26 protein-coding genes and 3 tRNA genes are annotated in these 26,323 nt (G+C 66.2%); 16 read left to right on the forward strand and 13 right to left on the reverse strand.

The window, feature by feature from the left end; genetic code table 11:
• Positions 1-309 precede the first annotated feature (309 nt).
• Both ACLMAL_RS16755 and ACLMAL_RS16760 read left to right on the forward strand, forming a co-directional pair.
• Positions 310-531, forward strand: a complete 222-nt coding sequence (locus ACLMAL_RS16755) for a hypothetical protein (RefSeq protein ID WP_328408111.1) — start codon at positions 310-312, stop codon at positions 529-531.
• Positions 498-983, forward strand: coding sequence for a hypothetical protein (locus ACLMAL_RS16760; RefSeq protein ID WP_411999887.1), 486 nt, complete (start codon positions 498-500; stop codon positions 981-983). The genes ACLMAL_RS16755 and ACLMAL_RS16760 overlap by 34 nt, the downstream gene beginning before the upstream one ends.
• Before the next feature lie 24 nt (positions 984-1,007).
• Here the strand turns inward: ACLMAL_RS16760 and ACLMAL_RS16765 are convergent, their stop codons facing one another.
• The 4 genes from ACLMAL_RS16765 to ACLMAL_RS16780 all read right to left on the reverse strand — a co-directional run bounded on the left by ACLMAL_RS16765 (position 1,008) and on the right by ACLMAL_RS16780 (position 2,243).
• A complete protein-coding gene (locus ACLMAL_RS16765) occupies positions 1,008-1,139 on the reverse strand; it encodes a hypothetical protein (RefSeq protein WP_411999888.1) in 132 nt (43 codons plus the stop codon).
• A 72-nt stretch (positions 1,140-1,211) separates the two neighbouring features.
• Positions 1,212-1,284, reverse strand: a tRNA-Arg gene (locus tag ACLMAL_RS16770).
• A gap of 37 nt (positions 1,285-1,321) precedes the next feature.
• A tRNA-Ser gene (locus tag ACLMAL_RS16775) sits at positions 1,322-1,411 on the reverse strand.
• A gap of 91 nt (positions 1,412-1,502) precedes the next feature.
• Positions 1,503-2,243: a dienelactone hydrolase family protein gene (locus ACLMAL_RS16780; protein ID WP_411999889.1), complete on the reverse strand. Its 741-nt coding sequence runs from the start codon at positions 2,241-2,243 to the stop codon at positions 1,503-1,505.
• A gap of 96 nt (positions 2,244-2,339) precedes the next feature.
• On the opposite strand from ACLMAL_RS16780, the gene hisC reads away from it, so the two are divergent.
• Positions 2,340-3,434 carry a histidinol-phosphate transaminase gene (hisC, locus tag ACLMAL_RS16785; RefSeq protein WP_411999890.1) on the forward strand — a complete coding sequence of 365 codons (1,095 nt, stop codon included), beginning with the start codon at positions 2,340-2,342 and terminating at the stop codon, positions 3,432-3,434.
• Between the two features lie 53 nt (positions 3,435-3,487).
• Here the strand turns inward: hisC and ACLMAL_RS16790 are convergent, their stop codons facing one another.
• Together ACLMAL_RS16790 and ACLMAL_RS16795 are read right to left on the reverse strand one after the other, a co-directional pair.
• Entirely contained in the window at positions 3,488-4,555 is a 1,068-nt protein-coding gene (locus ACLMAL_RS16790; protein WP_411999891.1) for an alpha/beta hydrolase, read from the reverse strand.
• A 340-nt stretch (positions 4,556-4,895) separates the two neighbouring features.
• Positions 4,896-5,042 (reverse strand): hypothetical protein, encoded by a 147-nt coding sequence (locus ACLMAL_RS16795; protein WP_328408102.1) that lies wholly within the window; start codon positions 5,040-5,042, stop codon positions 4,896-4,898.
• A gap of 297 nt (positions 5,043-5,339) precedes the next feature.
• On the opposite strand from ACLMAL_RS16795, the gene ACLMAL_RS16800 reads away from it, so the two are divergent.
• Positions 5,340-6,392 (forward strand): nitric oxide synthase oxygenase, encoded by a 1,053-nt coding sequence (locus ACLMAL_RS16800; RefSeq protein WP_411999929.1) that lies wholly within the window; start codon positions 5,340-5,342, stop codon positions 6,390-6,392.
• A gap of 24 nt (positions 6,393-6,416) precedes the next feature.
• Here ACLMAL_RS16800 and ACLMAL_RS16805 read toward each other — a convergent pair.
• From ACLMAL_RS16805 to ACLMAL_RS16815, 3 genes are all read right to left on the reverse strand, one after another.
• Positions 6,417-6,504, reverse strand: a tRNA-Ser gene (locus ACLMAL_RS16805).
• Positions 6,505-6,528: 24 nt separating this feature from the next.
• Positions 6,529-6,939 carry a MarR family winged helix-turn-helix transcriptional regulator gene (locus tag ACLMAL_RS16810; protein WP_328412600.1) on the reverse strand — a complete coding sequence of 137 codons (411 nt, stop codon included), beginning with the start codon at positions 6,937-6,939 and terminating at the stop codon, positions 6,529-6,531.
• A 132-nt stretch (positions 6,940-7,071) separates the two neighbouring features.
• A complete protein-coding gene (locus tag ACLMAL_RS16815; protein WP_411999892.1) occupies positions 7,072-8,247 on the reverse strand; it encodes a lactate 2-monooxygenase in 1,176 nt (391 codons plus the stop codon).
• Positions 8,248-8,400: 153 nt separating this feature from the next.
• Here ACLMAL_RS16815 and ACLMAL_RS16820 point away from each other — a divergent pair, with 153 nt between their 5' ends.
• Positions 8,401-9,405 carry an NAD(P)H-quinone oxidoreductase gene (locus ACLMAL_RS16820; protein ID WP_411999893.1) on the forward strand — a complete coding sequence of 335 codons (1,005 nt, stop codon included), beginning with the start codon at positions 8,401-8,403 and terminating at the stop codon, positions 9,403-9,405.
• 76 nt (positions 9,406-9,481) lie between these two features.
• On the opposite strand, the gene ACLMAL_RS16825 is transcribed toward ACLMAL_RS16820, so the two are convergent.
• The gene (locus ACLMAL_RS16825; RefSeq protein WP_411999894.1) at positions 9,482-10,360 is read right to left on the reverse strand and encodes an RNA polymerase sigma-70 factor; all 879 of its coding nucleotides are present in this window, start codon (positions 10,358-10,360) and stop codon (positions 9,482-9,484) included.
• A 173-nt stretch (positions 10,361-10,533) separates the two neighbouring features.
• Here ACLMAL_RS16825 and ACLMAL_RS16830 point away from each other — a divergent pair, with 173 nt between their 5' ends.
• Positions 10,534-11,019: a carboxymuconolactone decarboxylase family protein gene (locus ACLMAL_RS16830; RefSeq protein ID WP_411999895.1), complete on the forward strand. Its 486-nt coding sequence runs from the start codon at positions 10,534-10,536 to the stop codon at positions 11,017-11,019.
• 227 nt (positions 11,020-11,246) lie between these two features.
• On the opposite strand, the gene ACLMAL_RS16835 is transcribed toward ACLMAL_RS16830, so the two are convergent.
• On the reverse strand, positions 11,247-12,449 hold the full coding sequence (locus ACLMAL_RS16835) for a cysteine desulfurase-like protein (protein ID WP_366529420.1): 1,203 nt from the start codon (positions 12,447-12,449) through the stop codon (positions 11,247-11,249).
• 237 nt (positions 12,450-12,686) lie between these two features.
• Between ACLMAL_RS16835 and ACLMAL_RS16840 the strand changes: the two genes are divergently transcribed.
• From ACLMAL_RS16840 to ACLMAL_RS16870, 7 genes are all read left to right on the forward strand, one after another.
• Entirely contained in the window at positions 12,687-13,295 is a 609-nt protein-coding gene (locus ACLMAL_RS16840; protein ID WP_411999896.1) for a bacterial proteasome activator family protein, read from the forward strand.
• 264 nt (positions 13,296-13,559) lie between these two features.
• Positions 13,560-14,414: an ABC transporter permease gene (locus ACLMAL_RS16845; protein WP_411999930.1), complete on the forward strand. Its 855-nt coding sequence runs from the start codon at positions 13,560-13,562 to the stop codon at positions 14,412-14,414.
• 10 nt (positions 14,415-14,424) lie between these two features.
• Complete coding sequence (locus tag ACLMAL_RS16850; RefSeq protein ID WP_411999897.1) at positions 14,425-15,264, forward strand: ABC transporter ATP-binding protein; 840 nt, start codon at positions 14,425-14,427, stop codon at positions 15,262-15,264.
• A 73-nt stretch (positions 15,265-15,337) separates the two neighbouring features.
• Complete coding sequence (locus ACLMAL_RS16855; RefSeq protein ID WP_411999898.1) at positions 15,338-16,429, forward strand: glycosyltransferase; 1,092 nt, start codon at positions 15,338-15,340, stop codon at positions 16,427-16,429.
• 271 nt (positions 16,430-16,700) lie between these two features.
• Entirely contained in the window at positions 16,701-17,750 is a 1,050-nt protein-coding gene (rsgA, locus tag ACLMAL_RS16860) for a ribosome small subunit-dependent GTPase A (protein ID WP_411999899.1), read from the forward strand.
• A 55-nt stretch (positions 17,751-17,805) separates the two neighbouring features.
• Positions 17,806-18,501, forward strand: a complete 696-nt coding sequence (locus ACLMAL_RS16865) for a hypothetical protein (protein ID WP_411999900.1) — start codon at positions 17,806-17,808, stop codon at positions 18,499-18,501.
• A 160-nt stretch (positions 18,502-18,661) separates the two neighbouring features.
• Entirely contained in the window at positions 18,662-19,513 is an 852-nt protein-coding gene (locus ACLMAL_RS16870; RefSeq protein ID WP_411999901.1) for an SDR family oxidoreductase, read from the forward strand.
• Between the two features lie 172 nt (positions 19,514-19,685).
• Here ACLMAL_RS16870 and ACLMAL_RS16875 read toward each other — a convergent pair whose 3' ends face one another.
• Both ACLMAL_RS16875 and ACLMAL_RS16880 read right to left on the reverse strand, forming a co-directional pair.
• Positions 19,686-21,587: a glycosyltransferase gene (locus ACLMAL_RS16875; protein ID WP_411999902.1), complete on the reverse strand. Its 1,902-nt coding sequence runs from the start codon at positions 21,585-21,587 to the stop codon at positions 19,686-19,688.
• Between the two features lie 154 nt (positions 21,588-21,741).
• On the reverse strand, positions 21,742-22,332 hold the full coding sequence (locus ACLMAL_RS16880; protein ID WP_411999903.1) for a GtrA family protein: 591 nt from the start codon (positions 22,330-22,332) through the stop codon (positions 21,742-21,744).
• A gap of 138 nt (positions 22,333-22,470) precedes the next feature.
• Between ACLMAL_RS16880 and ACLMAL_RS16885 the strand changes: the two genes are divergently transcribed.
• From ACLMAL_RS16885 to ACLMAL_RS16895, 3 genes are all read left to right on the forward strand, one after another.
• On the forward strand, positions 22,471-23,463 hold the full coding sequence (locus ACLMAL_RS16885; protein WP_411999904.1) for a glycosyltransferase: 993 nt from the start codon (positions 22,471-22,473) through the stop codon (positions 23,461-23,463).
• Positions 23,460-25,136 (forward strand): DUF2142 domain-containing protein, encoded by a 1,677-nt coding sequence (locus tag ACLMAL_RS16890; protein WP_411999905.1) that lies wholly within the window; start codon positions 23,460-23,462, stop codon positions 25,134-25,136. Before ACLMAL_RS16885 ends, ACLMAL_RS16890 begins: the two co-directional genes overlap by 4 nt.
• Before the next feature lie 319 nt (positions 25,137-25,455).
• Positions 25,456-26,160, forward strand: a complete 705-nt coding sequence (locus ACLMAL_RS16895) for a hypothetical protein (RefSeq protein WP_411999906.1) — start codon at positions 25,456-25,458, stop codon at positions 26,158-26,160.
• Positions 26,161-26,323 lie beyond the last annotated feature (163 nt).

Here is a 26,323-nt window from a genome sequence, read left to right on the forward strand (position 1 = left end):
CGCACCGCCCCTGTACACAGAGCTACACGCTGTCAACACCAAGCCCATCGGGGCCAGTGACGGGCTTGCGTGCTCGCAGACGCAGCACTCCCGCCGCTGCTTGTGCGTTGGATTACTGGAGGTACCGAGCGCGCCGACCGGTGAGCGACGCAGGTTTGCCGATCTAGCGACGCCGCCGTGCAGAGAGCGGTTCGAGGGCGGTTCGACGGCATAGGCTCGAGGTGCAGTAGTCAATCCGCCTCGGCTCGAGGCATTTTCGCGGGACCATGGAACGCGACCGAGTAGGCCGCGACAGGAGAGGGGCACAGGATGGAAACCGGCACAGTGTGGCGCTGGAAACCGCGTAACGGTACCGGCGTGATCAAGCTCGATGACGCCGACAGCACGCTCGTTTGGTTCCACCTGTCGGACGCTCGCGGAGACCTCGACATCACCACGATCGCCGAGGGGCTACCGGTCGATGTCGATGTCGAACCGATCCCGCAGGGGGAATACACATGTCGCGCAAAGTCGGTACACCCAAGAGACTGATACTCACCGCCCTGGCCGCCGCCGCAGGCATCCTCGCTGCGGCCACAGGCCCGGCAAACGCCATTCCTGGCTATGCCGACTTCACACCCGGGAAACAGGATTACCGGTACGACGGTGACCACGGCACGTTCACCGGAAGCGCGGTCTACGCGAGTCAGCAACCAGAGGGTGGCAACCGGCTCATCTGGTCGTTGCAGCTCTCGCCGGACGTGCAAGGGCTCATCGTCGGCAACACGATGGCGTGCGGTGCCTATGTCGAGGGCAAGTCCGGATACTCGGACAACCACAGTGCCATCCCGGCAGACTATCGGTGGCATTCGATGGTCCCGAATCTTCAGCTCGACAAGCAGTACAAACTTGTCATGAGCTGCGCGTTCACCGCACAGAACGGGTATACGACCGCGCCTGGTCACGCCGACTTTCAGATGGTATTCACACTGAAGTCCGCCTGACCTTCGGACCCAGTGCCCGCCCACTCACTCATCCGTTTCGTATTCCTGTGCGTTGGCGACCACGCCGACCGGAGAACGACGGGCATCGGCATCGACGTAATCGATGAGGTGCAACGGGACGCGGCGACCGGGATGGATGCCCTGTTCGGGTGACATTGTCGTCGAACGGTGTCGTCAAAGATGCAAGAAGGCCCCTCCCGGTATCCCGGAAGGGGCCTTCTACCTGTGTGCGCCCGAAGGGATTCGAACCCCTAACCTTCTGATCCGTAGTCAGATGCTCTATCCGTTGAGCTACGGGCGCATGCGGTGTTCAGTTGTTACCCGGCGAACCGGGGTTGTGGCGGAGGCGAGAGGATTTGAACCTCCGGTCCCCGTGAAGGGACAACTCATTAGCAGTGAGTCCCATTCGGCCGCTCTGGCACGCCTCCTGGAGCCTTCTCTTCGAGGGCACCGGTCCTTTCGAACCGCCGAGCATGAAGGTTACAGGAGCTATCGTCCAGATCGCAAAACGCCTGGTTATCACCGTAGATTGCTGTCGAACCAGTCGAAAATCCTGGCTTGCGAGTCGATGAAATCACGGTCGTCATCGAGGCCGGGACGATCGGCGCGGTGCTGCAGGCCGGGGTAGCTGATGACAAGGCTGGCCACCGCGGCGCGGGCGGCCGCGTCGCGCAGTTTGTCGACGTCGACGGGCGGGGTGGCGGGGTCGTCGCAACCGTAGAGGCCGAGCCAGGGAGCCTGCAGATTCGGGGCGGCGTTCAGGAGGGCGTCGGCCCGGTCGGTCAGCGACTCGACGATGCCGGGCGCCGCGACGCTCACCGCGGCGCCGATCGGCCGGTTGGTGGCGACGAGGAAGGCGGCGGTGCCCGCGTGGTCGAAGCCGAGCACGCCGATGCAGTCGGGGAACACACCACGGCGGGTCAGCCAGTCGAAGCAGGCGTCGAAATCCTCGAACAGCTCGTCGCCGAAGACCTCGGCGGCCGGTTCACCGTCGGCCCGGTGGAAAAGGTTCGGCGCGACCACCGTCCAGCCCTCGGTCGCCAACGCGGTCATGAGCTCCAGCAACGACCCGGTGAACTCACGGGACTCGTGTAGCACCACGATCCCGCCGCGGGCATGGCCCTCCGGCTCGGTCACGGTGATTGGCACCTGTTTCTCGCCCGCTTGTTGCCGGTTGTCCACCGACAATTCCGCGTCTGGATCGAAAATCATGTCGTCGCCACGGCGCAGCGGCGCAATATCGTCATAAGTGCCCGACATGGAACCAGCGTAGGGCGACATGCTGATATTCGCGAGAAATTGCACGTGAGCGGCCCTACCCCACAGATTTTCTGGTGCCCGGCATAGGCTTGGAGCGTGAGCGCGAAGATCCGGCCGGACCTCGATTCCATTCCGGCGTACGTCCCTGGCCGCAACCATCCCGGCGCAGTCAAGCTGGCCAGCAACGAAACGACCTTCGGTCCGCTGCCCGCCGCGGCGAAGGCGATCGCGGAGGCCGCCGAATTGGCCAACCGGTATCCGGACAATCAGGCCACGGAGCTGCGCGCGGCGCTTGCGGACTTCCTCGGCGTCACCACATCGAATGTCGCCGTCGGCTGCGGCAGCGTCGCACTGTGTCAGGAACTCGTGCAGATCACCTGCTCCGCGCCGACCGACGAGGTGCTGTTTGCCTGGCGCTCGTTCGAGGCGTACCCGATCGTCACCCAGGTCGGTAACGCGACCGCGGTGCAGGTGCCGCTCACCCCGGAGCTGGTGCACGATCTGGACGCCATGGCGGCCGCGGTCACCGAACGCACCAAGTTGATCTTCGTGTGCAATCCGAACAACCCGACGGGCACCGCGATCGACAAGGATCGGCTGCAGCGCTTCCTCGACGCGATCCCGAAGCGGGTGCTGATCGTGCTGGACGAGGCCTATTACGAGTACCTGCGGCTGACACCGCAGGACCGCCCCGACGGCGTCGAGCTCGGCCGCACCCGGCCCAATGTCGTTGTGCTGCGTACCTTCTCCAAGGCCTACGGCCTGGCCGGCCTGCGGGCGGGCTACGCCATCGGCGATCCCGCGGTGATCTCCGCGCTACTCAAGGTGCATATCCCGTTCAGCGTGAACCGGGTCGCACAAGCTGCCGCGATCGCCTCGCTGGAGGCGCGGCACGAACTGCTGGACCGGACCGACACCCTCGTCGCCGAACGCGAGCGAATCCGCGACGCGTTACTCGCGGCCGGTTACTCGGTGCCGCCGAGCGAGTCGAACTTCGTGTGGCTTCCGCTCGGTGCGCGCAGCGCCGAGTTCGGCGAGGCGAGCGCGGAGGCCGGCGTGCTGGTGCGCCCCTACGGCGCCGACGGTGTCCGGGTGACCATCGGCGACCCGCACGAAAACGATCAGTTCCTGCGCTTCGCCACCGATCCGAGCGTTGCGGCCGAGTTCGGCGTTGCGACGCAGTTCGGCTGAGCGCCCGCGGTTGAGCTGAGCGCCCGCGGTTGGGCTGAGCGCCCGCGGTTGGGCTAGGCGACGCCGAGGGCCCGCGACACCGTCGGCCACGACCGGGCGAGTTCATCACGCCAGTACGGCCACGAGTGGGTTCCGGTCAGCCGGAAGTGCGAGGTCACCGGGATGCCGAGCGCGGCGAATCGCTCGGCGAGCCGCTGCGTGCACAGATTCGTGGCGGCCTCCAGCGGACCACCGAATCCGATGGTGCTGACTATCTCGGGGTTGTCCGGCGTGTCGTACTCGCCGGGCAGGCCGCTGCCCACCGAGAGGTAGATCGCCTTGCCGCGCAAGGCTTCCGCGTTCAGCATGACGTCGTGGGCGAGCCATGCGGGATCGTTCTGCTTGCCGAACATATTGTCGGGCTGACCACTGTAGGTGGCCACGATCGCGCGGGCCTGCGTCTGCCCGAAGTCGGTTCCCATGGAGAAACAGCCGCTGTGCCCAGCCACTGCCACGTATAGCTGCGGCTGCCGGAAGGCGAGCATCATCGCGGCCTCGGCGCCCATCGAGACACCCATGACCGCATTGCGCCCATTGCCCTCGAATTTCGCATCGATCAGCGGCGGCAGCTCCTTGGTGAGGAACGTTTCCCACTTATTGGTGCCGAGCACCGGATCCGGCTGCTGCCAGTCGGTGTAGAAGCTGGCCGGGCCGCCCACCGTCAGCACCACATTGACGTCTTTGTCTTCGAAGAATTCCTCCGCATGCCCCTGTTCGGTCCAGTTGTTGCTGGTCGGGTTCGCAGCGCGGCCGTCGAGCATGTAGACCGTCGGGCGCGCATGGTTGCGCTCACGCGGCAGCAGCACGTGCACCTCGACGTCGCGGCTCATGGCGGGCGAGTCCACGAACACCCGCAACCAGCGGTCGTTGATCGGTTCGATGTGGTCGATGGCCGCCTGACGCGCGGGCGCGGTTGTCGGCTCGGCCGGGGCGGGCCCGTCCGCGGATCCAGTGCTGGGCCGCGGCAGATCGCCGGGCGCCGCGGATCCCGAGGACGCACCGATCGCCACCGCACCCGTTATCAGTGCAACACTCACCATGGCGCTGGAGACCCAACGCCGCACCCTGGGCCGAGACAGCATGATCGCCATCCTGCCAGAGATGTAAAGGTTGCCGCCGCCGCCATATCAGCGCCGAATCCGGCGGGATCTGCGCCACCTTACAATTCTCGGTCGGCGGCCAGGCTGTGCTGCCAGCGCCGTTCCACCCCGGCGACGCGCCACCCGCCACCGCGACCACCCAGGTCACTACGAACAGACCGACGACAATGTAGCCGAGATCACCCGAATCCAGGTTTCGCCCAGATCTAGAATCGACCGTGTGGACTTTCCGGCTGCTGTTGTCTGCCACCAGCTTTCGGGCGGGTGTTGTCGATCGCGGCGAGGTAAGCCGAACCGATCGATCGGACTGCGACACGCCGGATCAGGACAGCACGCCGCAGCCGAGCAGCCAAAACCGCGAATCCAGGCACACGACCAGCACACCGGTCGTACGCTGCTGCACGGGCCTTTTCAGCCGTCGATTGGGACGAGCATGATCGCGGATAGCAAACACCGGCAGCAAGGTCATGCTGCTATGTGCGCCCGCGGCAATCCAGTAGCTCGCCCCACACCCTCGGTAGGCCAGCACGCCCGCCACGCGACCACCGCAATCCGCGAGTTATCCCGAGGTCCACCGGATGTCATCGGGATCGACTGCGCCTAGGTGCGCGAATTCTCTGCTCGAAAGATGTCCGTCTGTTTGGCCGCAGTACCTGATGCCCGACCGGAGAAAACTGTGAATCAAGTGTTTCCCGTAGCGTCGCTCGACAAACAGCTCGAAACCCCCACCGACACCGAGTCTTTCAGCCTCGAGCTGCGGCGGCGCATGCATGAATGCGACGAGTTCTTCCGCCGGCCCGAACTGGCCCACCTATCGACGCACCGTCGTCGCAGCGCGCTGGAGCAACTAGAGCAGACCGGCAGTTACCAGCAGACGGCCGAGGAAATCCTGATCGGGGCCAAACTCGCGTGGCGCAACCACGCCCGCTGTGTCGGTCGGAAACACTGGCGGTCGCTGAAGCTGCTCGATGCGCGGCGAGTGCGCTCGGCCCGGGAGCTCGCAGAGGTCTGCTGGCAGCATTTGCACATGGCCACCAATGGCGGCGCGATCCAGTCGATGATCACCGTCGGCCCGCCACGCCAGGCCGACGGACGCGAATTCCGCATCGTCAGTCCACAATTGATCCGGTATGCGGGATATCGCAATGGCGACGGCTCCGTCACCGGCGATGCGGCCAATATCGCGATCACCGAGTTCGCGACGAAGCTCGGTTGGTGCGGCGCGCGAACACCTTTCGACATTCTGCCGGTGCTCATCAGCACGCCCGACGAGCCGATCCGCTGGTTCGACGTGCCGCCCGAGCTGGCACGGGAGGTCGAGCTCGAACACCCCGACTTCGACTGGTTCGCTGGCCTCGGCCTGAAATGGCATGCGGTGCCTGCGGTTTCGAATATGAACCTGGAGATCGGCGGCATCACCTACCCGTTCGCCCCGTTCAACGGCTGGTACATGGGCGCGGAAATCGGTGCGCGCAACCTCACCGACACCAACCGCTACAATATGCTCCCGCTGATCGGCGAGATGATGGGTCTGGACACCCGCCACGAACGCACCCTGTGGCGCGACCAAGCCCTCGTCGAACTGAACCGGGCAGTGCTGCACAGCTTCCGCAGATCCGGCGTCTACATCGTCGACCACCACACTGTGGCCAAACAGTTCTGCGACCATGTCAAGCGTGAAGAGGCCGCGGGCCGCGCCTGTCCAACCGACTGGACCTGGGTCAACCCCCCGATCTCCGCAGGCCTGACCCCCACCTTCCATCGGTATTACGACCCGCCGGACCTCGACATCCGCCCGAATTTCGTCCAACGTAGCTGACCGTGAGGGACGAATGGCCAACTATGGCGGAGACGGAGGGATTTGAACCCCCGGTCGCTCTCGCGACGCTCGCTTTCAAGGCGAGTGCATTCGGCCGCTCTGCCACGTCTCCAGGGTCACGATCGTAGCCGACGGGTCAGCCGGCACGCTCTCCGATCACCCGGTCGATGCACGCGAAGGCCTCGCCGATCGCTTCCAGTTGGGCGGGTGTCAGCAGGCCGACGAAGTCGCGGCGAACGGCGTCGACGTGTCCGGGGGCCGCCGCCTCCAGTCTGCGCATGCCCTCCTCGGTGAGTTCGGCCAGCACACCGCGGCCGTCCTCGAGGCAGGTATTGCGGCGCACCATGCGCTGGTCTTCCATGCGACGGATCTGATGGGTCAGCCTGCTCCGGGACGAGAGCACGCCATCGGCGAGCTCGCTCATGCGCAGCGATCGACCGGGCGCCTCCGACAGCAGGACCAGGATCCGGTATTCGGCGAGGCTGAGGTCACTGTCGCGTTGCAGCTGTCGATTCAGCGCTGCCATCAGGCGCTGGTGACCGTCCATGTAGGCCCGCCATGCGCGCGCCTGCTCCGGGTCGAGCCAATTCGGCTCCGCAGGCACGCGAGGGCTGGGTTCGGGATGCACGTTCTCTATTCTAAGCGCGTCTGATCTGGGACAATCCAGGCCGCGTGGAGCTCAGCGCGCGGTCGCGACGAGCGATCGGTCCAACGCGCCCGGACTCGCGCACCCGGAAAGGCCGAGCGCGGAGTCGAAATCGGCCAACAGCACCCGTAGCGCGTGGCGCACACCCGCCCGCCCGGCGATGCCGAGACCGTAGGCCCACGGCCTGCCGTACAGCACCGCCTTCGCGCCGAGCGCCAGCGCGATCAGCAGGTCCGAGCCGGTGCGCACGCCGGAATCGAAAAGCACGTCGGCGCGGTCGCCGATGGTGGCGACGACGGCGGGCAGCGCGTCCAGCGCGGCGATCGAGCCGTCCACCTGGCGGCCGCCGTGATTGCTCACCACTACCGCGTCGGCGCCCGCGTCGACCACCTGGCGGGCATCCTCAGGGTGCAAGATGCCCTTCACCGCGATCGGCAGATCGGTCCATTCGCGCAGCCGGGCGAGGTCGGCCGGGCGCAGGGTGTGGTTGCCGAACACGGCGGCCCAGGTGAGGATGGCCGCCCGCATCGCGTCCTCGCTGTCTTCCGGCGGCGTCGGCAATTTCGCGCGGAAGACCGGATCGGACAGGTAGTTGGCAATGCCCTTGCCGTGCAGGAACGGCAGATGCGCAACCTCTAGATCGCGTGGCCGCCAGCCGAGACTCGGGGTGTCGACGGTGACGATGATCGCCTTGGCCCCCGCGCGCTCGGCGCGGGCGACGAACGAGCGCGCGAGCTCGTCATCGCTGGGCCAATACAGCTGATACCACCACTCGCCCGCCGCCGCGCCGACCTCCTCGATGGTCGAGGAGGCCGCCGTCGACAGCACCGTGCCGAGGCCGAGTTCCTTGGTGACCTCGCCGACGACCACCTCACCGCGCTCGTGCAGCAGTTCGAGCACCCCAACGGGCGCGGTGAGCACCGGCGCGGCCAATCGGGTGCCGAGCACCTCCACCGACAGATCGCGCGCTCCCGGCCCTGAGGTGCCGCGCAGCATCCGTGGCACGATCCGGTGCCGATCGAACGCGCTGCGGTTGGCCGCGGCGGTCCGTTCCGACGACGCGCTGCCCGCCACATACGCGAAAGCGGCCGGGTCGAGCACCTGCTGTGCCCGCTGCTCCAATCCCGCGGCCGTCATCGGCAATTCGGGCACTGAACCACCGAGTCCGCCCAGGTAGATCTCATTCTGGAAGTCGACGAAGCCGCTCACGGGTGGGACGGTAGTCCGTTCGATCCGTTCGCGCAGGATGCTCGTCGGATTGGGTGCGCCGAGTATGCGGCGCGGTGTCACAGCTGCCGAGTCGACGGCTCGAATAGGCCGTCGGGCGCACGGTCCGACGGCGCACCCGGCAGGATGGGTTGGGTGCGTGCAATCAACCTGAACGGTTTCGGCGGGCCCGAGGTGATGGAGTGGACGCCAACTCCTGACCCGGCGCCGGGGCACGGTGAGGTGCTGATCGAGGTGGCCGCGGCCGGTGTCAATCGCGCGGATCTGTTACAGCGCCAGGGTTCCTATCCGCCACCGCCCGGGGCGAGCGAGATCGTCGGTTTGGAAGTCTCCGGTGTGATCGCGGAGCTCGGCGACGGTGTGCACGACTGGCAGGTCGGCGATCGCGTGTGCGCGCTGCTGTCCGGCGGCGGTTACGCCGAACGGGTCGTGGTGGCGGCGACGCAGGTGCTTGCGGTGCCCGACGGACTGGATCTCGGTGCGGCGGCCGGATTGCCGGAGGTAGCCGCGACGGTGTGGTCGAACCTCGTCACGACGGCGGGCCTGCACGCGGGCCAGCTGGTGCTCATCCACGGCGGTGGGAGTGGAATCGGCACCCACGCCATCCAGTTGGCGGTGACCCGAGGGGCGCGGGTCGCGGTGACCGCGGGGTCGCAGCAGAAGCTGGAGCGCTGCAAGGAGCTCGGTGCGAGCGTGCTGATCAACTATCGCGACGACGACTTCGTCGCGCGGATCCGCGCCGAGGTGTCCGGCGCGGGCGGCCCCGGCGCCGACATCATCCTCGACAACATGGGCGCCGCCTACCTGCCGCGCAATGTAGAGGCACTCGCCCAGCACGGCCACCTGGTCGTCATCGGCATGCAGGGCGGCGTCAGCGGCGAACTGAACCTCGCTGCGCTGCTCGGCAAATGGGGCAGCATCCACGCGAACAACGTGCGCAACAGACCCGCCACCGGCAACCACAGCAAGGCCACGATCATCGCCGACCTGAACCGCCAGGTCTGGCCGCTGATCGCCGACGGCACCATTGTGCCGGTCATCCATGCGGAGATCCCGATCGAGGACGCCCCCGAGGCCCACCGGATGCTCGATTCCGGCGAGACCTTCGGAAAAGTGATCCTGCGCGTCCGCGAGATCTGACCACCGTGCCGCAGTCCGGCCGGGTCGGCCGGATCGGCGACCCGTCGGGTAGCGACGCCGACGGAGTCTTTCGGACTCAGCGGCTCACCGCGGTCTCCTGTTCGACACGAGACAGCTTCGCAGGATTGCGCACGGCGTAGAGCCCGGTGATGAGGCCCTCGTCGATGCGCACCGCCACGACGGTGTCGATCTCGCCGTTGAGCCGGAGAATCAGCGCCGGGTTGCCATTGACCTGCGCCGGCTGCAGCGACGCCGCGGCAGCGATCCTGCCCAGCACGGCAGCCACGCTGCCTGCCCCCACGACGGGCGACAACGCGGCCTGCACGACGCCGCCACCATCACCCAGCAGGACGACCTCCGGCGCGAGCAGGTCGAGCAGGCTCTGCAGATCGCCTGTTTCGATCGCTCGTCGAAACGCTTCGAGTGCGTCTCGGGTCTCGGCCGGGGAGACAACCCCGCGCGGCCGGCGCGCGGCAACGTGCGCCCGCGCCCGGTGGGCGATCTGGCGGACCGCGGCCGGCGTCTTGTCGACGGCTTCCGCGATCTCGTCGTACTCCAGATCGAACACCTCGCGCAGCACGAACACTGCCCGCTCGGTCGGCGCGAGCGTCTCCAGCACCAGCAGCATCGCCATCGAGACGCTGTCGGCCAACTCGACGTCCTCTGCCACGTCGGGCGCGGTCAGCAGCGGCTCAGGCAACCAGGGACCGACGTAGGACTCTTTGCGACGGCCGAGCGTACGCAGCCGGCTCAGCGCCTGGCGGGTGGTGATCCGAACCAGGTAGGCACGCTGCTCCCGCACCGCATCCAGATCGACGTCCGCCCATTTCATCCAGGTCTCCTGTAGGACGTCCTCCGCGTCGGCGGCCGAGCCGAGCATCTCGTAGGCGACGGTGAACAGCAGGTTGCGGTGGGTGACGAACGCCTCGGTGGCGGAGTCCATGCGCTCGCTCATCGGCGGCTCCTGTCTGTGCGATCTCGACTGTGTCGGGCACAAGACGCCGGTACCCACCGTTTTGTGACACCCGCGATCGGTGGCCCACATCACATGGCCGCGCTGTCACGGGGATCGGGTCGTCGGCATCTTGTGTTCGTTCGGTACGCAACACCACCAGTAAGGACGAAATCATGGACGCCCGATTCAACATGCTCGACAACCCGACCGGCGCGAAGTTCGGTAAGCGGTTCGCCAACGCCAGCCTGGTGATCGAACAGTCGACGCTGCCGAAGGCCACGCAGGAGCTGGTGTCGCTGCGCGCCAGCCAGATCAACGGCTGCGGTTTCTGCGTCGACCTCCACACCAAGGAGGCCGCGGCCGCCGGTGAAACCGCAGTCCGGCTCAACCTGGTCGCCGTCTGGCGCAAGGCCAGCGTGTTCACCGAGGCCGAGCGGGCCGCGCTGGCGCTCGCCGAGGAGGGTACCCGGCTCGCCGACGCCCAGCACGGCGTGTCCGACGAGACCTGGGCTCAGGTGCGCAAGCACTACGACGATGACCAGATCGCCGCGCTGGTCTGCCTGGTCGCCCAGATCAACGCGGCCAACCGGCTCGGCGTGATCGTGCGCAACCAAGGGGGTTCCTACCAGCCAGGCATGTTCGCCGGCATGGCGAACTGATCGGCAGACGAATCCCTGCCCGGCCCAGGATCATTCGATCCGGGCCGGGCAGGTCCGGCGCGAGCGAAGTGCGACTTCGGTCGGCGGCGCCGGACCGCACCGGTGGCGCCGCGCTCACGTATGCGCAGGTTGTCGGGTTGCAGCAGCCATTATGGTGCGCAACAACTTTCAGTACTTCCAGGAAGCAGACGCCGCAATAACCACGGGCGCCACTCGGTCGACCCCGGTCACTCCAGGGCGGCGAGCGCCCTGCCGAGTTGGTCGATCTCGAATTTGGTGGTGTACGGAGCGAGGCCGACGGTCACCGCACCACCTTCATCGTTGACACCGAGCGCGTCCAGCAGACGGCTGCCGCCGTGCACGCCGCTGAGGGTGCCGATCCGGTTGTCGGCCAGCTTGGCGGCGACCTTCTCGGCCTGCATACCGGCGAGGGTGAAGCTGACGGTCGGTATGCGGGTGGAGGCGCGGCCGATGACGGTCAGGTTGGGGATCTTGTCGAGCACGTCCATCAAGTGCTCGAAGAGCTGATCGTGGTAGTCCTGCAGCGAGGTGATCGACATCTCCAGGCGCTCGCGGCGGGTGCCGGTGGCCCGCTCGTCGAGCCCGGCGAGGAAGTCGATCGAGGTGGTGAGCCCGGCGAGCAGGGCGTACTGGTGGCCACCCACCTCGAGCCGCTCGGCGCCCTTCGCATACGGATTCAACGACATCGACGGGATCCGGTCCAGGAACGCGGGATCTCGGAAGACCAGCGCGCCGATCTGCGGGCCACCCCACGCCGGGGCGCTGAGCGCGACGACGTCGGCATTGAGTTCGTCGATATCGATGAGCGCGTACGGTGACGCACCGAAGGCGTCGGCGACGAGTAGACCGCCCACCTCGTGTACACGGTCCGCGGCGACCCGGACCGCGGGCGCGGACCCGACGATCGGTGATGCCGCAGTGAGCGCGACGAGCCGGGCGGTCGGCCCGATCAGTTCCTCGAACTGCCACGAAGGCATCTCGCAAGTCTCGATCTCGACCTCGGCCCAGCGCACATGCGCGCCGTAGCGGTTCGCGATCCGCAGCCACGGCGCGACATTGGCCTCGTCGTCCAAACGCGACAGCACAATCCCGGTGCCCAGCCCGAGGCGCGAACTCAGCGACTCCGCCAACCAGGCCAGCAGCACCGCCCGATCCGGTCCGAGCACCACACCTGCGGGATCGCCGCCGACCAGGTCCGCAACGGCCTCACGGGCCGCGTCCAAGATCGCGGCGCTGCGCACCGCGGCGCCATTGCGTCCGATATGCGAAAACGACGAGGTGCGGAAACCTGTTGAGACGGCACGAGATACCGAATCCGGGACCAGCATTCCCGCTTGCGGGTCGAGATGGATCCAGCCGTCGCCCAGGGACGGTATCAGGCCCCGAACCCTCGCGACGTCGTATGTCATGTTGGCCACTCTAAGGGCAGCGGGCGGGGCTGTGTAACCGCGTTCCCTCTCGAGGGGAAAGACACCGACAGGCACGAACGCAACGACCTGGGACTCAGCATGGCAACCGACTTTCAGCAAATCCGAACCACACGACCCGAACAGAATAGAACGCCGGCACACCGCCGCGGCACGGACTCCGGCGACCTCGACCGCCCGCCTTAGCGTGTTCGCGGCGAACGCGACATGATAGGGATCATGACGCAATCGGATGAGGCACCGGAATCCATCGTCGTGATCGGACCCGATGGCCGACCGCTGGCCGCCCCTGCGGAGGCCGGATCGGACTCGCCCTTCACCGCGCAGGTTGTCACCGACAGCGACAAGAAATCCGATGCGTCGGATGACAACGACGACTCCGGCGAATCGCTCGCCGACATGGTCGAGCAGCCCGCGAAGGTCATGCGCATCGGCACCATGATCAAACAGCTGCTGGAAGAGGTGCGCGCCGCACCGCTGGACGATGCGAGCCGCACCCGGCTGCGCGAGATCCACAAATCCTCGGTCCGCGAGCTGGAACAGGGCCTCGCCCCCGAACTGCGCGACGAGCTGGAGCGGCTCACGCTGCCGTTCACCGACGACGCCATCCCCACCGACGCCGAACTACGCATCGCCCAAGCGCAGCTGGTCGGCTGGTTGGAGGGGCTGTTCCACGGCATCCAGACCGCACTGTTCGCGCAGCAGATGGCGGCACGTGCCCAGCTGGAACAGATGCGTCAGGGCGCGCTGCCACCCGGCATCCATGCGCTCGACCCACGGGGTGGCGCACCGGGCCAGACCACCGGCGGAACCGGACAGTATCTGTAGACCCCGCGTGGCCACGCGGGCCGACCGGAATTTACGAGGGTAGGCTCGGGCACCGTGCCCGCCGCTGCCGCTCGCCCCGACTCGGTTTCCGCTGTCGACCCGGGGCGTACTGAAGAGAGCCAAGTGCGTTCAGATACCAGCCAAGCACTTTCCGACGAGCCTTCCGCAGAGACCTCGACGGAAGACGCGAAGAAGAAGTCAGCGAATGAGACTCCGGTGACCCCCGACGAGCAGCCGACCACATCGGCAGACAACGCTCCCGCAGTGGAGTCCGTCGCGGTCGAGACACCGATCGTGTCGGATTCGCAGACCTTCCAGCGCGCCTTCAAGGATTTCCGCGGTGGCTTTTCGCAGCGCGAACTATGGCTGTCGCTCGGCTGGCAGGACATCAAGCAGCGCTACCGGCGCTCGGTGCTCGGGCCGTTCTGGATCACCATCGCGACCGGCGTGCAAGCCGCGGCGATCGGCCTGCTGTACGCGGCGCTGCTCGATCAGCCGATCAAGGACTACCTGCCCTATGTGGCCGTCGGCATCATCGTCTGGAACGTGATCAACGCGAGCATCCTCGAGGGCTCCGATGTGTTCATCGCCAACGAGGGACTGATCAAACAGCTGCCCTCGGCGCTGAGCGTGCATGTCTATCGCCTGGTGTGGCGGCAGCTGCTGTTCTTCGCGCACAACATGCTGATTTATCTGGTTGTGCTGGTCGCATTCGGTGTCTGGGAGAAACTGCACTGGACCGCGATATTCGCCATCCCCGCACTCGGGTTGCTGTTCCTCAACGCGATGTGGGTGTCGATCGTGTTCGGCATCTTCAGCACTCGCTACCGCGATATCGCGCCGATCCTCGGCAGCCTCACGCTGATGCTGTTCGTGCTGACTCCGGTCATGTGGAATACGAAAAGCCTGGAGGCCCAGGGCGGCCAGGTCAGCGAGCGCGCGAAACTGGCCGAAATCGTCCCGACGTTCCATTACCTGGAAATCGTCCGTGCGCCGTTGCTCGGCGACGATCAGCATCTGTATCACTGGGTGATCGTCGGCGCCATCACCGTGATCGGCTGGATCGTGGCGATCTTCGCGATGAAGCAGTTCCGTTCACGCGTGCCGTACTGGGTTTAGGAGGGGCTCGATGACCGACCATGTGAGTATCGAAACCCGGCAGGCGTGGGTCGAGTTCCCGATTTTCGACGCCAAATCGCGGTCGCTGAAGAAGGCGTTCCTCGGTAAGGCGGGCGGCGCGATCGGACGCAATCAGTCCGATGTCGTGGTCGTCGAGGCGTTGCGCGACATCACGCTTTCGCTGAAAGAAGGCGACCGGATCGGCCTTGTCGGGCACAACGGCGCAGGCAAGTCGACGCTGCTGCGGTTGCTTTCGGGAATCTACGAGCCCTCGCGCGGCAGTGCGCGCATCCGTGGCCGGGTGGCGCCGGTGTTCGATCTCGGCGTCGGCATGGACCCGGAGATTTCCGGCTACGAGAACATCATCATCCGCGGCCTTTTCCTCGGGCAGACGCGCAAGCAGATGCTGTCCAAGATCGATGAGATCGCCGATTTCACCGAACTCGGCGAGTATCTGTCCATGCCGCTGCGCACCTATTCGACGGGTATGCGGGTTCGCCTGGCCATGGGCGTTGTCACCTCGATCGACCCGGAAATCCTGCTGCTGGACGAGGGCATCGGCGCGGTGGACGCCGAATTCATGAAGAAAGCCCGTATCCGGTTGCAGTCATTGGTGGCCAGGTCCGGCATCCTGGTGTTCGCCAGCCATTCCAATGAATTCCTCGCGCAACTCTGCGATACCGCCATGTGGATCGACCATGGGCAGATCCGTTTGCGCGGCGGTATAGAAGAAGTTGTGCGCGCGTACGAAGGACCGGATGCGGGAAACCACGTCGCCACCGTGCTGCGCGAAATGGAAGCCGAGCGGACAATGGGCACCGAACGAGAACTGGAGCGGAATAAGGCATGAGCGAGCGCAGCGAGCGAATCGTGTGCCAGCGCGCATCGCGCATGCCGGGGCCGAGCGTCAGCGAGGCGGAGGCATGAGTGAATCGACTGGGCAGGAACCCCCGATCGTCACGGGGGGGCAGTCCCCGGTCGATCCGCCGCAGGACACCTCCGAGACGGTAACCGCGGCCGATGCCTCGATCGACGCGGCGGCACCGAAGGTCGACGCAACCGCGAGTGATTCGGCGCCGGCGACCGCTCCCGCCGACCTCACCCCGACCGGTACCGGCCCCGACGCCAGGATCATCGCGGTCGTGGTCACACACAAGCGGCGTGAGCTGCTCGCGGAATCGCTGAAGGTCGTCACCTCCCAGTCGCGGCCGGTGGACCACCTGATCGTGATCGATAATGGCAACGAGCCCGAGGTCGCCGAACTGGTCCGGCAGCAGCCGATCGAATCGACCTACCTGGGATCGGCGCACAACCTCGGTGGCGCGGGCGGTTTCGCGCTCGGCATGCTGCACGCGCTCACCCAGGGCGCGGACTGGGTGTGGCTCGCCGACGACGACGGCAGGCCCGAGGGCCCCGAGGTGCTGTCCATTCTGCTGGATTGCGCTGCCCGGCACGGTCTTTCCGAGGTCTCGCCGGTGGTCTGCGATATCGACGAACCGGATCGACTCGCCTTCCCGCTGCGCCGCGGCGTGGTGTGGCGGCGGCTGCGCTCCGAGCTAGGCGACGAGGACTTCCTGCCCGGTATCGCCTCCCTGTTCAACGGCGCCCTCATCTCCGCCAAGGCGGTCGACGTGATCGGTGTGCCCGATCTGCGCCTTTTCGTCCGCGGCGACGAGGTCGAGGTGCACCGCCGCCTGGTCCGCTCCGGCCTGCCCTTCGGCACCTGCCTACAAACGGCCTACTTACACCCCAATGGCGCCGCCGAATTCAAGCCGATCCTCGGCGGCCGCATGCACACCCAGTACCCCGATGATCCGGTGAAGCGCTACTTCACCTACCGCAACCGTGGCTACCTGATGGCCCAGCCCGGTATGCGAAAGCTGCTCCCCCAGGAATGGATCCGCTTCTCCTGGTTCTTCCTCGTCACCCGCCGCGACCCCGCCGGCCTGCGCGAATGGTTCCAGCTACGCAGCCTCGGCCGCAACGAGCAGTTCGGCAAGCCGGACAAACGCTGACCTCGTAGCAACCGAGCGCCGCAAGCCATCCCCGCCGAACCGCGCGCGCTTCGGCGCGGGAAAAATAGGTTGCGCAGGGTTGGGCGCAGCTGTCAGTGTGTTGAGGAACTTCGAGGAGATAGGTGAGGAGGTGGGCCGCGTGACTACCAAACTTCGGATTGTCATGCCCGGGCGAGCCGCGCGACTGCGCGCCGCCGGACGGACCTCCACCTCTCATTCCACTCACTGAGCCCGGGTCGGGCTCGGTGCTCGACGAAGGATTCCTTCCATCATGGTCGACTACGACCTGCTTGTCCCTTACGGCTGGACCGAAGCCGTAGCTACTGAATACGAGGCGCTCATCACCGATGGATGCGTGCCCGCGCGGGTGATTCGAATGGACCGCAGCGAATGCGATGTCGCGACGCCCGCGGGGCAGGCCCGGGCTCGGTGTCCGCGATCGGATTCCGAGATCAGCGGCCTGTGCACCGGCGACTGGGTGAGCATCGACGCCGAGTCGACGGTACGGCAGCTGCTGCCGCGACGGTCGGCGATCACGCGATCGGCGGTGTCGGGACGGTCGCAGGGGCAGGTGCTCGCCACGAATGTCGACACCGTACTGATCTGCACCGCGGCCGACGGAGATGTCGATCTCGGGCGCATCGAGCGGATGCTCGCGCTGGCCTGGGAAAGTAATGCACAGCCGATTGTGCTGCTCACCAAAGTGGATGCGGCGCTGGATATTCCGCTCGACGAGGTGCGCGCCGTCGCACCGGGCGCTGCCGTGCTCGCGGTCAGTGCCAGCAGTGGGTTCGGGCTGGATGTGCTCACCGCGATGCTCGACGGAACCGTCGCGTTGATCGGCCCTTCCGGCGCAGGCAAATCGACGCTCGCCAATGCCCTGCTCGGTCGAGAAGCGTTCGCCACCAATGCTGTTCGCGCGGCGGACAAGAAGGGCAGGCACACTACAGTGCACCGGGAGCTGCAACCGCTGCCCGATGGCGGCACGCTGATCGATACGCCCGGATTGCGTGGCATCGGGTTGTGGGATGCGGCCGAGGGCATCGAAAAGACCTTCAGCGATCTGGAATCCATTGCCGAGCAATGCCGTTTCGGCGATTGTGCGCACCACGGCGAACCGGGCTGCGCGGTACAGGAGGCCATCGATAGCGGCGCGCTGACCCAGCGCCGGGTCGACAGCTATCGCAAACTGGCCCGCGAGAACGCCTGGATGGCCGCCCGCACCGACAAACGCCTGCAAGCCGAGCGGGAGCGAGTCTGGCGCAACGTCACCAAGCAGCACCGGAGGACTTACCAGGAGCGGAACTCTGGGCGGCGCTGAACTGGCCGAATCACGGTAGGGTCGGCTCGCATTAATCGATAACTGGGAGGGTTGAATGAGTTACCCCGGCGGGTATCCGCCTCAGGGCCAGCAGCCCGGGCAATGGCCTGGGCAGCCCGCATACGGCCAGCCCGCACCGCAGTACGGTGCGCCGCAACCATACGGTGCACCGCCGCAGTACGCGCCGGATCAGCAACACCCGAGCCAACCGCAGATCCCGCAACCTGCCTACGGCCAACCGCAGCCTGCCTACGGTCAGCCGCAAGCTCCGCAGTTCGGGCAACAGGCCGCACCGTACGGGCAGCCGTACGGACAGCCCGCACCGCAGTTCGCGCAGCAGGCGCCCTACGGCGCACCGCCCGCGCCGCCTGCACCGCCCGGAATCACCATCGATGCGTCGTACTCGGGATTCGCCTTCCTGCTGGCATTGACCAAGCCGAAGATCCTGGTCAATGGTCAGCGGGTGCCGAACACGCGCTGGGGACAGAATCACATCCCCGTCGGGCCGGGCCAGTACCACGTCAAGGTCACCACCCCGTGGCTGTTCGATATGGGCCCCGCCAATGTGACAGTGCCGATCACCGAGGGGCAGGGCACACGGTTCTATTACCGCGCGCCCGTGGTCATCTTCCTCAACGGCGCGATCGGTCAGGTGCCGCAGAAGACGCCGGGCATGGTGTTCCTCTACGTCACCTGGGGACTGGCCGCACTGATCATGCTGCTCAACATCGTCATGATCGCGAGCATCTGACGTCTCTGATGAAGTCGAGGGCATCGGAACATCGCGGTTCCGATGCCCTCTCTTCGACCACCCTATGCAACTGGTTGCATAGGGGCAGGGTTTACCCTTAACGTGCAAAGCGCGGAAGGCCGCGGGGCGCCACCTGCGGCACAGACGACAGGAGCAGGTCATGACGGAACCGGGATCGAAGCCGCTCGCAGGCAAGACGATGATCATGTCGGGCGGCAGCCGCGGCATCGGTCTGGAAATCGCCAAACGGGCCGCGGCCGACGGCGCGAACATCACCCTCATCGCCAAGACCGACCAGCCGCATCCCAAACTTCCCGGCACCATCCACACCGCGGCGGCCGAGCTGGAGGCCGCGGGCGGCCGGGTGCTGCCGTTCGTCGGCGACGTGCGGATCGACGAGTCGGTGGCCGAGGCCGTGCGCCAGACGGTCGAGCGCTTCGGCGGCATCGACCTAGTGGTCAACAACGCCTCGGCGATCGACCTTTCCCCCACCGACGCCATCTCGATGAAGAAGTACGACCTCATGCAGGACATCAACTGCCGCGGCAGTTTCCTACTCTCCAAGCTCAGCATTCCGGCACTGCGCGAGTCGGCGGCGGCGGGCCGCAACCCGCACATCCTCACCCTCTCGCCGCCGCTGAACCTCGACCCCAAGTGGGCGGGCATGGCGCTGGGCTACACCATCGCCAAGTACGGAATGTCGCTGACCACACTGGGGTTGGCCGAGGAGCTCAAGGGCGACGGCATCGGGGTCAACTCGCTGTGGCCGCGCACGACCATCGCTACTGCCGCGGTGCAGAACCTGCTCGGCGGCGAAGAAATGATCGCCACCTCCCGCACCCCCGACATCTATGCCGACGCCGCCTACCTGGTCCTCACCGCACCGTCCAAGGAGACCAGCGGAAACTTCTTCCTCGACGACGAAGTCCTTGCCGCCCACGGCATTACCGATCTGGACAAGTACCGTGTCGTCCCCGGCGACGGCGAACTGACCACCGACCTGTTCCTCTGAAGCACAGTCGCGAGGTACACCCGGCGCTCGGCCTCTGTTCGAGGTCGGGCGCCGCGTCGTGAAACTACTGTTGCGCAGCGGGTTTATCGGCGACTGCGCCGACGCGCCCCGGCGAACCGGACGAGCCGCACCCGCGATGGCGGGTACGGCTCGTCACTCGTTGTATGGCGACCTAGTCCGACTCGATGCCGTAGAGGCGTTCCCAGTTCGCGCGGCTGGTGAGCTCCGGGACCGCGGCGCGGTACTGCTGCTGCAAGGCGGGCAGTTCACGGCGCAGGCGCCGCAGGGTGCGCAGGGTGCGCAGCAGCAGAGCGCGGGCCCTTGCCTTGTCGCGGCGGCGGATTCGGACGCCGGACTGGGAGGCATCGGTGACAACGACATGGTCGAACAGTGCGACGTGCCACCAGTGCGCGTCCTCGCGGGTGATGCCGATCAAGCCGTGCTGGGTACGGCCGGTCCACTGGCCGATGGCGCGCTTGATCAGCACAGCAGTCACGCGGCTCGGTTCACCGCCCGCCCTGCGCAGCTGGATATCTCCGGAGCGCACCGGTGGGGTTGCGGCCGCGTGTTTGGCCGTCTCCGGATAGTCGCCGCGGGCGGCGCGGGCGGCGGCCAGCGCCTCGATTCCGCCGTCGCGCAACACCTTCGGGCCCTGGAGGAAGTCCTCGATGCCCTGCAGGGTGGTGTGCACCAGACCGTATTGCATGGCAACCAGGTGTTCGGCCAGGCTGCGGAACAGCTGGCGGCTGATGGCCTTCGCGTCGAGATCGGCGTGCAGCGAACCGACGATGAGCGAGTTACGGGTGCTGAAGTAACGCGCCCAGTCGTCGTAGTCCTTCCAATAGAAGTCGGCGTGCCACACCGCGGCATTCGGCAGGGTGACCGTCACGAACCCGTTCTCGCGGGCCCGAACGCCGTATTCGACGTCGTCCCACTGGAAGAAGATCGGGATCGGCAGACCGATCTTGGCCACGACCTCCGCCGGGATGAGGCAGGTCCACCAGGCGTTGTAGCCCGCATCGACGCGCCGCTCCTGGTTGCGCTTGAGCATGCTGGTGTTGCGCAATGCCTTCGGCACCTTCTGCCCGTGCTTCAGCTCGTGCAGGTGCACCTCTTCGGCGCCGACATTGAGGTAGTCGGGGTTCAGCAGAAACAGCATCTGGGCACCGACCAGCGTCGGCTCCACTGTCATATTGGCGAAGGCATTGAGCCGCAGCACCGTTTCCGGCTCGCACAGGATGTCGTCGTCCATCAGGATCACATCGGCGTGCTCGTTCACCGCGGACACCTCGTAGAGGCCGCGGGTGAAGCCACCCGCACCGCCGAGATTGGGCTGCCGGATGTAGCGCAGTTTGTCGCCGAAGACCGGCAGGGTGTTCTGGAACACCGGACGGTTCTCCACCAGATCGGTGCCCTGGTCGACCACGTACACCGCGTCGATCGCGGCGAGCACGGTTGCGTCCGAGGCCAGCGCGGCCACCGTTTCGGCGCAATCCGCGGCCCGGTTGAAGGTGCAGATCGCGATCGCCACCGGCCGCACATGGTCGGGCGCGACCGAGGTCCAGGTGAGTTCGGTGATCCCGAGGTCGCCGCCGATGGCATCGAACTCGAGCCACAACGCACCACCGTCGACGTATTGGTCCAGCGGCGCTGTCAGTGTCAGCGGGCCGGCCGCGGTGATCTCGGCGGTCTCGATGATCCGTCGGTGCCCGGCGATATCAGAGGCGACCACCCGGACCCTCGCCTTCGCGGCCACGTCGAGCACCATCGTCGCCCGCACCTCGGTGACGGTGGTCCAGCGCTGCCAGTAGCTGGCGGCGAACCGACCGAAGTAGGTGTTGGTGTGGGCGGTCGCGCCCTTTTCCAGTCGTAACGCCAGTCGCTCCCGATGCGCGCGACCCTTCACGACGGCATACAGCTCGTCGCTGACCTTTGCCGATGGTCCGGTGAAGATGCCGCGCTGCAGCAGCAGTCGATCGGGCGCCCGATGGTCGGCGCGCAGCGAGGCGGGCGCTTCAGCAGCCGAAGGTCGATCGTTCGTTTCGGTAACGGCTTGGGTAGCCGACTGATCCATGAAGTCCTCGAAATCCTCGGTGTCGATTGGCGGCGCTCCCGGGTGCTCGCTCGGGGTGCCGACGGGACAGACAGCCCCTGGATGCCGTTCGCGGCGGGTGCGAGGATATCAACCGACCTCCGCCCGCGCCTGTTCAGCAACCAGGGTGCCGCAATTACTTCTGTTGCTCTGCGTTCGCCGGGCCACCGACAAAGACGAATTTGTCGTAGGCCCAATAACGGAAAACCACCGCGACGATCTGCCCGATCAGCGTGCCGGAAATATTGTCCGACAGCGGTGTCGACAGGTCGAGCACGTAGCGGGAAAAACCGAGACAGCCCAGCTGCAAGCCGATGGCCACCACGTTGAACACGGCGTAGAGCAGATATTCGCGGCCAGGGTTGTCGGTGTTCTTGTGCGCGAACGTCCACCACTTGTTGCCGAAGTAGGTGACCACGGTAGCTACGGCGATCGCGATGATCTTGGCGGGCAACGGAGAGTGGTACAGAATTCCCTCCCCGCCCCAGAACACGAGCAGGTTGTAGGTGCCCGCATCGACAAGGAACCCGATCGCGCCGACCACGAGGAACGCCCCGCCGCGCCGCAGGGCGCCGACCACTTTCGCGGCAAGCGGCTGTGCGGCCGGCACCGGTGGCACGGAGCCGGACCGCTCGGGTGCTGACACGGGCTGCTCGGGGTAGGACACCGGGCGACGGTACCCCAGCCGGTGCCGACCACGCCTGCGCTGCGCCCGGCGCAGCGTCATAACCGGACGCCTCCGACCGCACGCATTAGGCTCGGTGAACCGAGCGCACGCAACCCTTACCGGGTACGCGCTGCGCCACACTGCCCTGTACCCTCCCGGTGTTCCCATTCACACCGCCGACCTCGAGGATTGACCCGGGTGGACTCCACCGAGCTTCGTATAGCCGCCGTGGTCCCGTGCCACAACGAAGAGGCTTCGGTTGCCAAGGTCGTCGCCGACCTCCAGGCTGCCGTGCCGGGAATTGTCGTCTATGTGTACGACAACCTGAGTACCGACGCGACCGCCGAGCGAGCCCGCGCGGCCGGGGCGATCGTGCGCGCCGAGCACACCAAGGGCAAGGGCAATGTGGTGCGGCGGGCCTTCGCCGACATCGAGGCCGATGTGTATCTGATGATCGATGGCGACGACACCTATGAGGCGTCGGCCGCACCGCTGATGATCAAGACACTGCTCGACGGCCCCTACGACCATGTGCTCGGCGTCCGCAAACAGCAAGACGAGGGCGCCTCGGCGTACCGCTCGGGCCACGAGACCGGCAACAAGGTGCTCAACGGTGTTGTCGGAAAGGTGTTCGGCGAGAACGTCGAAGACATGCTCAGCGGCTTCCGGGTGTTCTCGCGCCGCTTCGTGAAAAGCTTCCCCGCGGTGTCGCGGGAATTCGAGATCGAGACCGAACTGACGGTGCATTCGCTGCATCTGCGGGTGCCGCAGACCGCCGTCCCCGTCGGCTTCCGCGATCGGCCCGCGGGCAGCGAAAGCAAGCTGCGCACCTATCACGACGGCTTCAAGATTCTGGCGCTGATCATCGGCCTTGCCAGGCATGAACGCCCAGTCGCGTTCTACGGCTTGTTCGGCACCCTGAGCTTCCTGGTCTCGATCATCTTGACCATCCCGATAGTGGTCGAGTTCTACAACACCCACGAGGTGCCGCGCTTCCCGACACTGTTCCTCGGCTTCACGCTGCTGCTGCTCGGCAGCCTGGCCTGGACCGCGGGCCTGATCCTGGACGGCATCCGCCGCTCACGGCACGAGGCATCCCGGCTGGTCTACCTGCGCTACTCGGCCGTCAGCGCCGACGACCCGCACCCGAACGGACATGGTGGTGACGCGAACGGTGGAGCCGACCGTTGACCACTTCGGCCGACCGAACCACGACCGACGACCAAGAGTCGACACCTGCGGATAACGCGACACCAGCCGATAGCGCGCCGGGTCGCGCACCCATCCTCGACCAGTCCCCGAGCTCGGACGATGGTGCCGCACAACCGAAGTCGCCCGACGCTGCCGAATCGGCAGGCACAACGGGTAACGCGGTCCGCCGAACAGCGCAGCGCATCGTCGCCCGCTTCGGCGCGGCGACCGTCGCCTTCACCCTCCTGGCCACCGTCTTCGGCGCATTGTTCGCCGTGGTGACCCCCCCCTTCTGGGGCCATGACGAGATCACCCAGTTCGGCAGGGCCTATCAGGTCGCGCACGGCGGCTTCCTGCCCGAGCGGATCAAGGACGATCGCGGCGTCGCCTACGGCGGTAACGTGCCGACCAGCATCACCGCCGTGATGGGCTATGCGATGCACGACTACACAACCAACCCGGAAGAGCCGGACCCGATGGTCGCCGATCCCGGCGACTACGACCGGCTCGGCGGCGCGGAAGTCTCCTCGGCCACCGAACCGGTCTGGTTCACCAATACCGCCGCCTACTCGCCGGTGCCGTATATCCCGGCCGCCGTCGGCATTCGACTTTCCGAGCTGTTCGGCCTCGACGTCGGCGGCATGGTGCTGCTCACCCGGCTCGCCGGACTTTTCGTCTACCTGACCGTTGTCGGATTCGGCTTGTGGGCGCTGCGCAGACATCGGGTGCAATGGCTGGCGTTCACCGTCGCCGCGCTGCCGATCGCGGTATTCCAGTCGGGCACGGTCACCGCCGACACGTTGACCAACGCGCTGGCCATCATGGTGTCCGCGTTGCTGGTCAAAGCGCTGTTCCTCGGCGACCGGCTCGGGCGGGTGGAAACGGCGGCGCTGCTGACCGCGACCATCCTGCTGCCGATCAGCAAGCCGACATATGTGCTGCTCGCGATGCTCATCGTGGTGGTACCGGTGCATCGGTTCGGATTCTCCCGCGTCGCGCCCGGCGCATCGTGGGCCGAGTCCGGTTGGCAGCGCTGGATCCCTTGGGGATTCGCCGCCGCCGGTGGTCTTGTCTTCGCGGCCTGGATGAAGGTCGCCGCGCCGACTGGGGACGGCATGGGCCTGATGCGCCCACCGCACCAGTGGAATTCGGTCAAGCCCGGCGAGCAGTTGCACGGCATCCTCGCCGATCCCCTGCATTTCGTGAATACCTTCGGCGAGAGCATCGCACTGCGGGACCAGCGGTGGTTCAGCCAGTTCTTCGGCGAACTCGGCTTCTCCTACATCGACGTGCCCGCCCTGTCGATGCTGGCCTGCCTGCTCGCCTTCGCGGTGAGCGTCGGCATCGCGGAGCGGATGAACCCGGCCACCGCGACGTTCCGGCGCGCCCTGATCGTCGCGCTCACCCTGGCTGCGAGCGTCGCGATGATCTACGTGACGCTCTTTATGTCCTTCACGCCGGTCGGCTACTACATCATCGACGGCGTGCAGGGCCGCTACTTCGTCCCGCTGGCGATCATCGGGCTCACCGTGCTGCTGCGGTGGATGCCGTTGCGCCTCACCGACTCCGAGGGCAAGACGCCGACGCGGGGCCCGGCGATCACCGTCATCGCGGCCACTGCGTTCGCACTCATCGCCGCGCTGTGGAAGTACTACTCCATTGTCTGGGGCTGATCTTGATAGTTGCCGGACCATCGGTCGCGAATTGTGATCTTGAATTTGCCGAACACTCACCCAGATCACAATTGACACATCACTACGTGAGATAAGTTGTGATGTCCGTCTCGAGATGCTGCGCAAACCCTCCGCGGTCTACCCTGGTGCTGAACACGAAAACCGCTGACAGGTAGCACTTTTCAGACACCAAAGAGACCACCCGGCCCGGCAGGTGAACGGGGGCTTAATAAACAATCACGTTTGATTCACCACGAATTAGCTGACCTCGATTCTTATTACGGAGTCCACTCCGAACAATGTGTATCGAGGATTCAAAATGCTGATGAGGAAATTTGCCGCCACGTCGGCACTGCTGATCGCCGCGATCGGCGTGACCGCCGGCACTGTCAACGCCGCACCCGCCGACGAGGCGCCGGTCAACTTCACCGCGAACGCCACCGACACCTCGACCATCGTCACGACCGATGCCGGCGCCATGACCGTCGAAGACGGCGTCTTCAAGATCAAGGCGACCAATGGAACGGTGCTGGCGGGAACGCCGCTGTCGTTCCGGGTGGACGACTTCGAGTTCCCGATCGCCGCCGCGATTTCGGGCCGCACCGCGACTCTCACCCCGCAGATGGACATGGCACACGCCGCGTACAAGCCGGTCGCGCTGCCCTTCGAGGACAAGGCTCCCTGGAAGAGCGAATACGACCGTGAGCAGGCCGCCTTCAACCGCATGAAGGACACCATCGCCATGGGCGCCACCATCGGCACCCTGGTCGGCGGCCTCGGTGGCGCGGCTGTCGGTTGCGTGCTCGGCGGCGTGCTGGGCGGCGCGGTTGTCGGCGGCACCATCGTCGGCCTGTTCGGTCCGTTCCTGCCTGCCGCCGCTGTCGGCTGCGTCGCGGGTGTGGCCCTGGTCGGCGCCGTCGGCGCCGTCGCAGGCCAGATCTTCATCACCGCCCCGGTCGCCATCGGTGCGGCGATCCAGTACTTCACCACCATCAACCAGCCGTTCAACGCGCCGGCCAAGTAACGCGCCTTCGAACCCACGAAACCCGCCCGGCAAATGGGTGAATTCAAGGGGTCGTCGCAACACTGCCTGCTTTTAGCGGGTAAGTAGATCACGCAGACGCTCGGCTGGGGTTTCCCAGTCGAGCGTTTTGCGTGGACGATCGTTGAGTTGGTGAGCGACGTGT

It is taken from the genome of Nocardia sp. CWNU-33, from assembly GCF_046764895.1.
GTDB lineage: Bacteria > Actinomycetota > Actinomycetes > Mycobacteriales > Mycobacteriaceae > Nocardia.

Bases quoted from the DNA above. Each gene is read 5' to 3' on its own strand.
- ACLMAL_RS16755 (WP_328408111.1), top strand. From the start codon at position 310: ATGGAAACCGGCACAGTGTGGCGCTGGAAACCGCGTAACGGTACCGGC.
- ACLMAL_RS16760 (WP_411999887.1), top strand. From the start codon at position 498: ATGTCGCGCAAAGTCGGTACACCCAAGAGACTGATACTCACCGCCCTG.
- ACLMAL_RS16765 (WP_411999888.1), bottom strand. From the start codon at position 1,139: ATGTCACCCGAACAGGGCATCCATCCCGGTCGCCGCGTCCCGTTGCAC.
- ACLMAL_RS16780 (WP_411999889.1), bottom strand. From the start codon at position 2,243: ATGTCGGGCACTTATGACGATATTGCGCCGCTGCGCCGTGGCGACGAC.
- ACLMAL_RS16790 (WP_411999891.1), bottom strand. From the start codon at position 4,555: ATGCTGTCTCGGCCCAGGGTGCGGCGTTGGGTCTCCAGCGCCATGGTG.
- ACLMAL_RS16795 (WP_328408102.1), bottom strand. From the start codon at position 5,042: ATGACCTTGCTGCCGGTGTTTGCTATCCGCGATCATGCTCGTCCCAAT.
- ACLMAL_RS16800 (WP_411999929.1), top strand. From the start codon at position 5,340: ATGCATGAATGCGACGAGTTCTTCCGCCGGCCCGAACTGGCCCACCTA.
- ACLMAL_RS16810 (WP_328412600.1), bottom strand. From the start codon at position 6,939: ATGGACGGTCACCAGCGCCTGATGGCAGCGCTGAATCGACAGCTGCAA.
- ACLMAL_RS16825 (WP_411999894.1), bottom strand. From the start codon at position 10,360: ATGAGCGAGCGCATGGACTCCGCCACCGAGGCGTTCGTCACCCACCGC.
- ACLMAL_RS16830 (WP_411999895.1), top strand. From the start codon at position 10,534: ATGGACGCCCGATTCAACATGCTCGACAACCCGACCGGCGCGAAGTTC.
- ACLMAL_RS16835 (WP_366529420.1), bottom strand. From the start codon at position 12,449: ATGACATACGACGTCGCGAGGGTTCGGGGCCTGATACCGTCCCTGGGC.
- ACLMAL_RS16840 (WP_411999896.1), top strand. From the start codon at position 12,687: ATGACGCAATCGGATGAGGCACCGGAATCCATCGTCGTGATCGGACCC.
- ACLMAL_RS16850 (WP_411999897.1), top strand. From the start codon at position 14,425: ATGACCGACCATGTGAGTATCGAAACCCGGCAGGCGTGGGTCGAGTTC.
- ACLMAL_RS16855 (WP_411999898.1), top strand. From the start codon at position 15,338: ATGAGTGAATCGACTGGGCAGGAACCCCCGATCGTCACGGGGGGGCAG.
- rsgA (WP_411999899.1), top strand. From the start codon at position 16,701: ATGGTCGACTACGACCTGCTTGTCCCTTACGGCTGGACCGAAGCCGTA.
- ACLMAL_RS16865 (WP_411999900.1), top strand. From the start codon at position 17,806: ATGAGTTACCCCGGCGGGTATCCGCCTCAGGGCCAGCAGCCCGGGCAA.
- ACLMAL_RS16870 (WP_411999901.1), top strand. From the start codon at position 18,662: ATGACGGAACCGGGATCGAAGCCGCTCGCAGGCAAGACGATGATCATG.
- ACLMAL_RS16875 (WP_411999902.1), bottom strand. From the start codon at position 21,587: ATGGATCAGTCGGCTACCCAAGCCGTTACCGAAACGAACGATCGACCT.
- ACLMAL_RS16880 (WP_411999903.1), bottom strand. From the start codon at position 22,332: ATGACGCTGCGCCGGGCGCAGCGCAGGCGTGGTCGGCACCGGCTGGGG.
- ACLMAL_RS16895 (WP_411999906.1), top strand. From the start codon at position 25,456: ATGCTGATGAGGAAATTTGCCGCCACGTCGGCACTGCTGATCGCCGCG.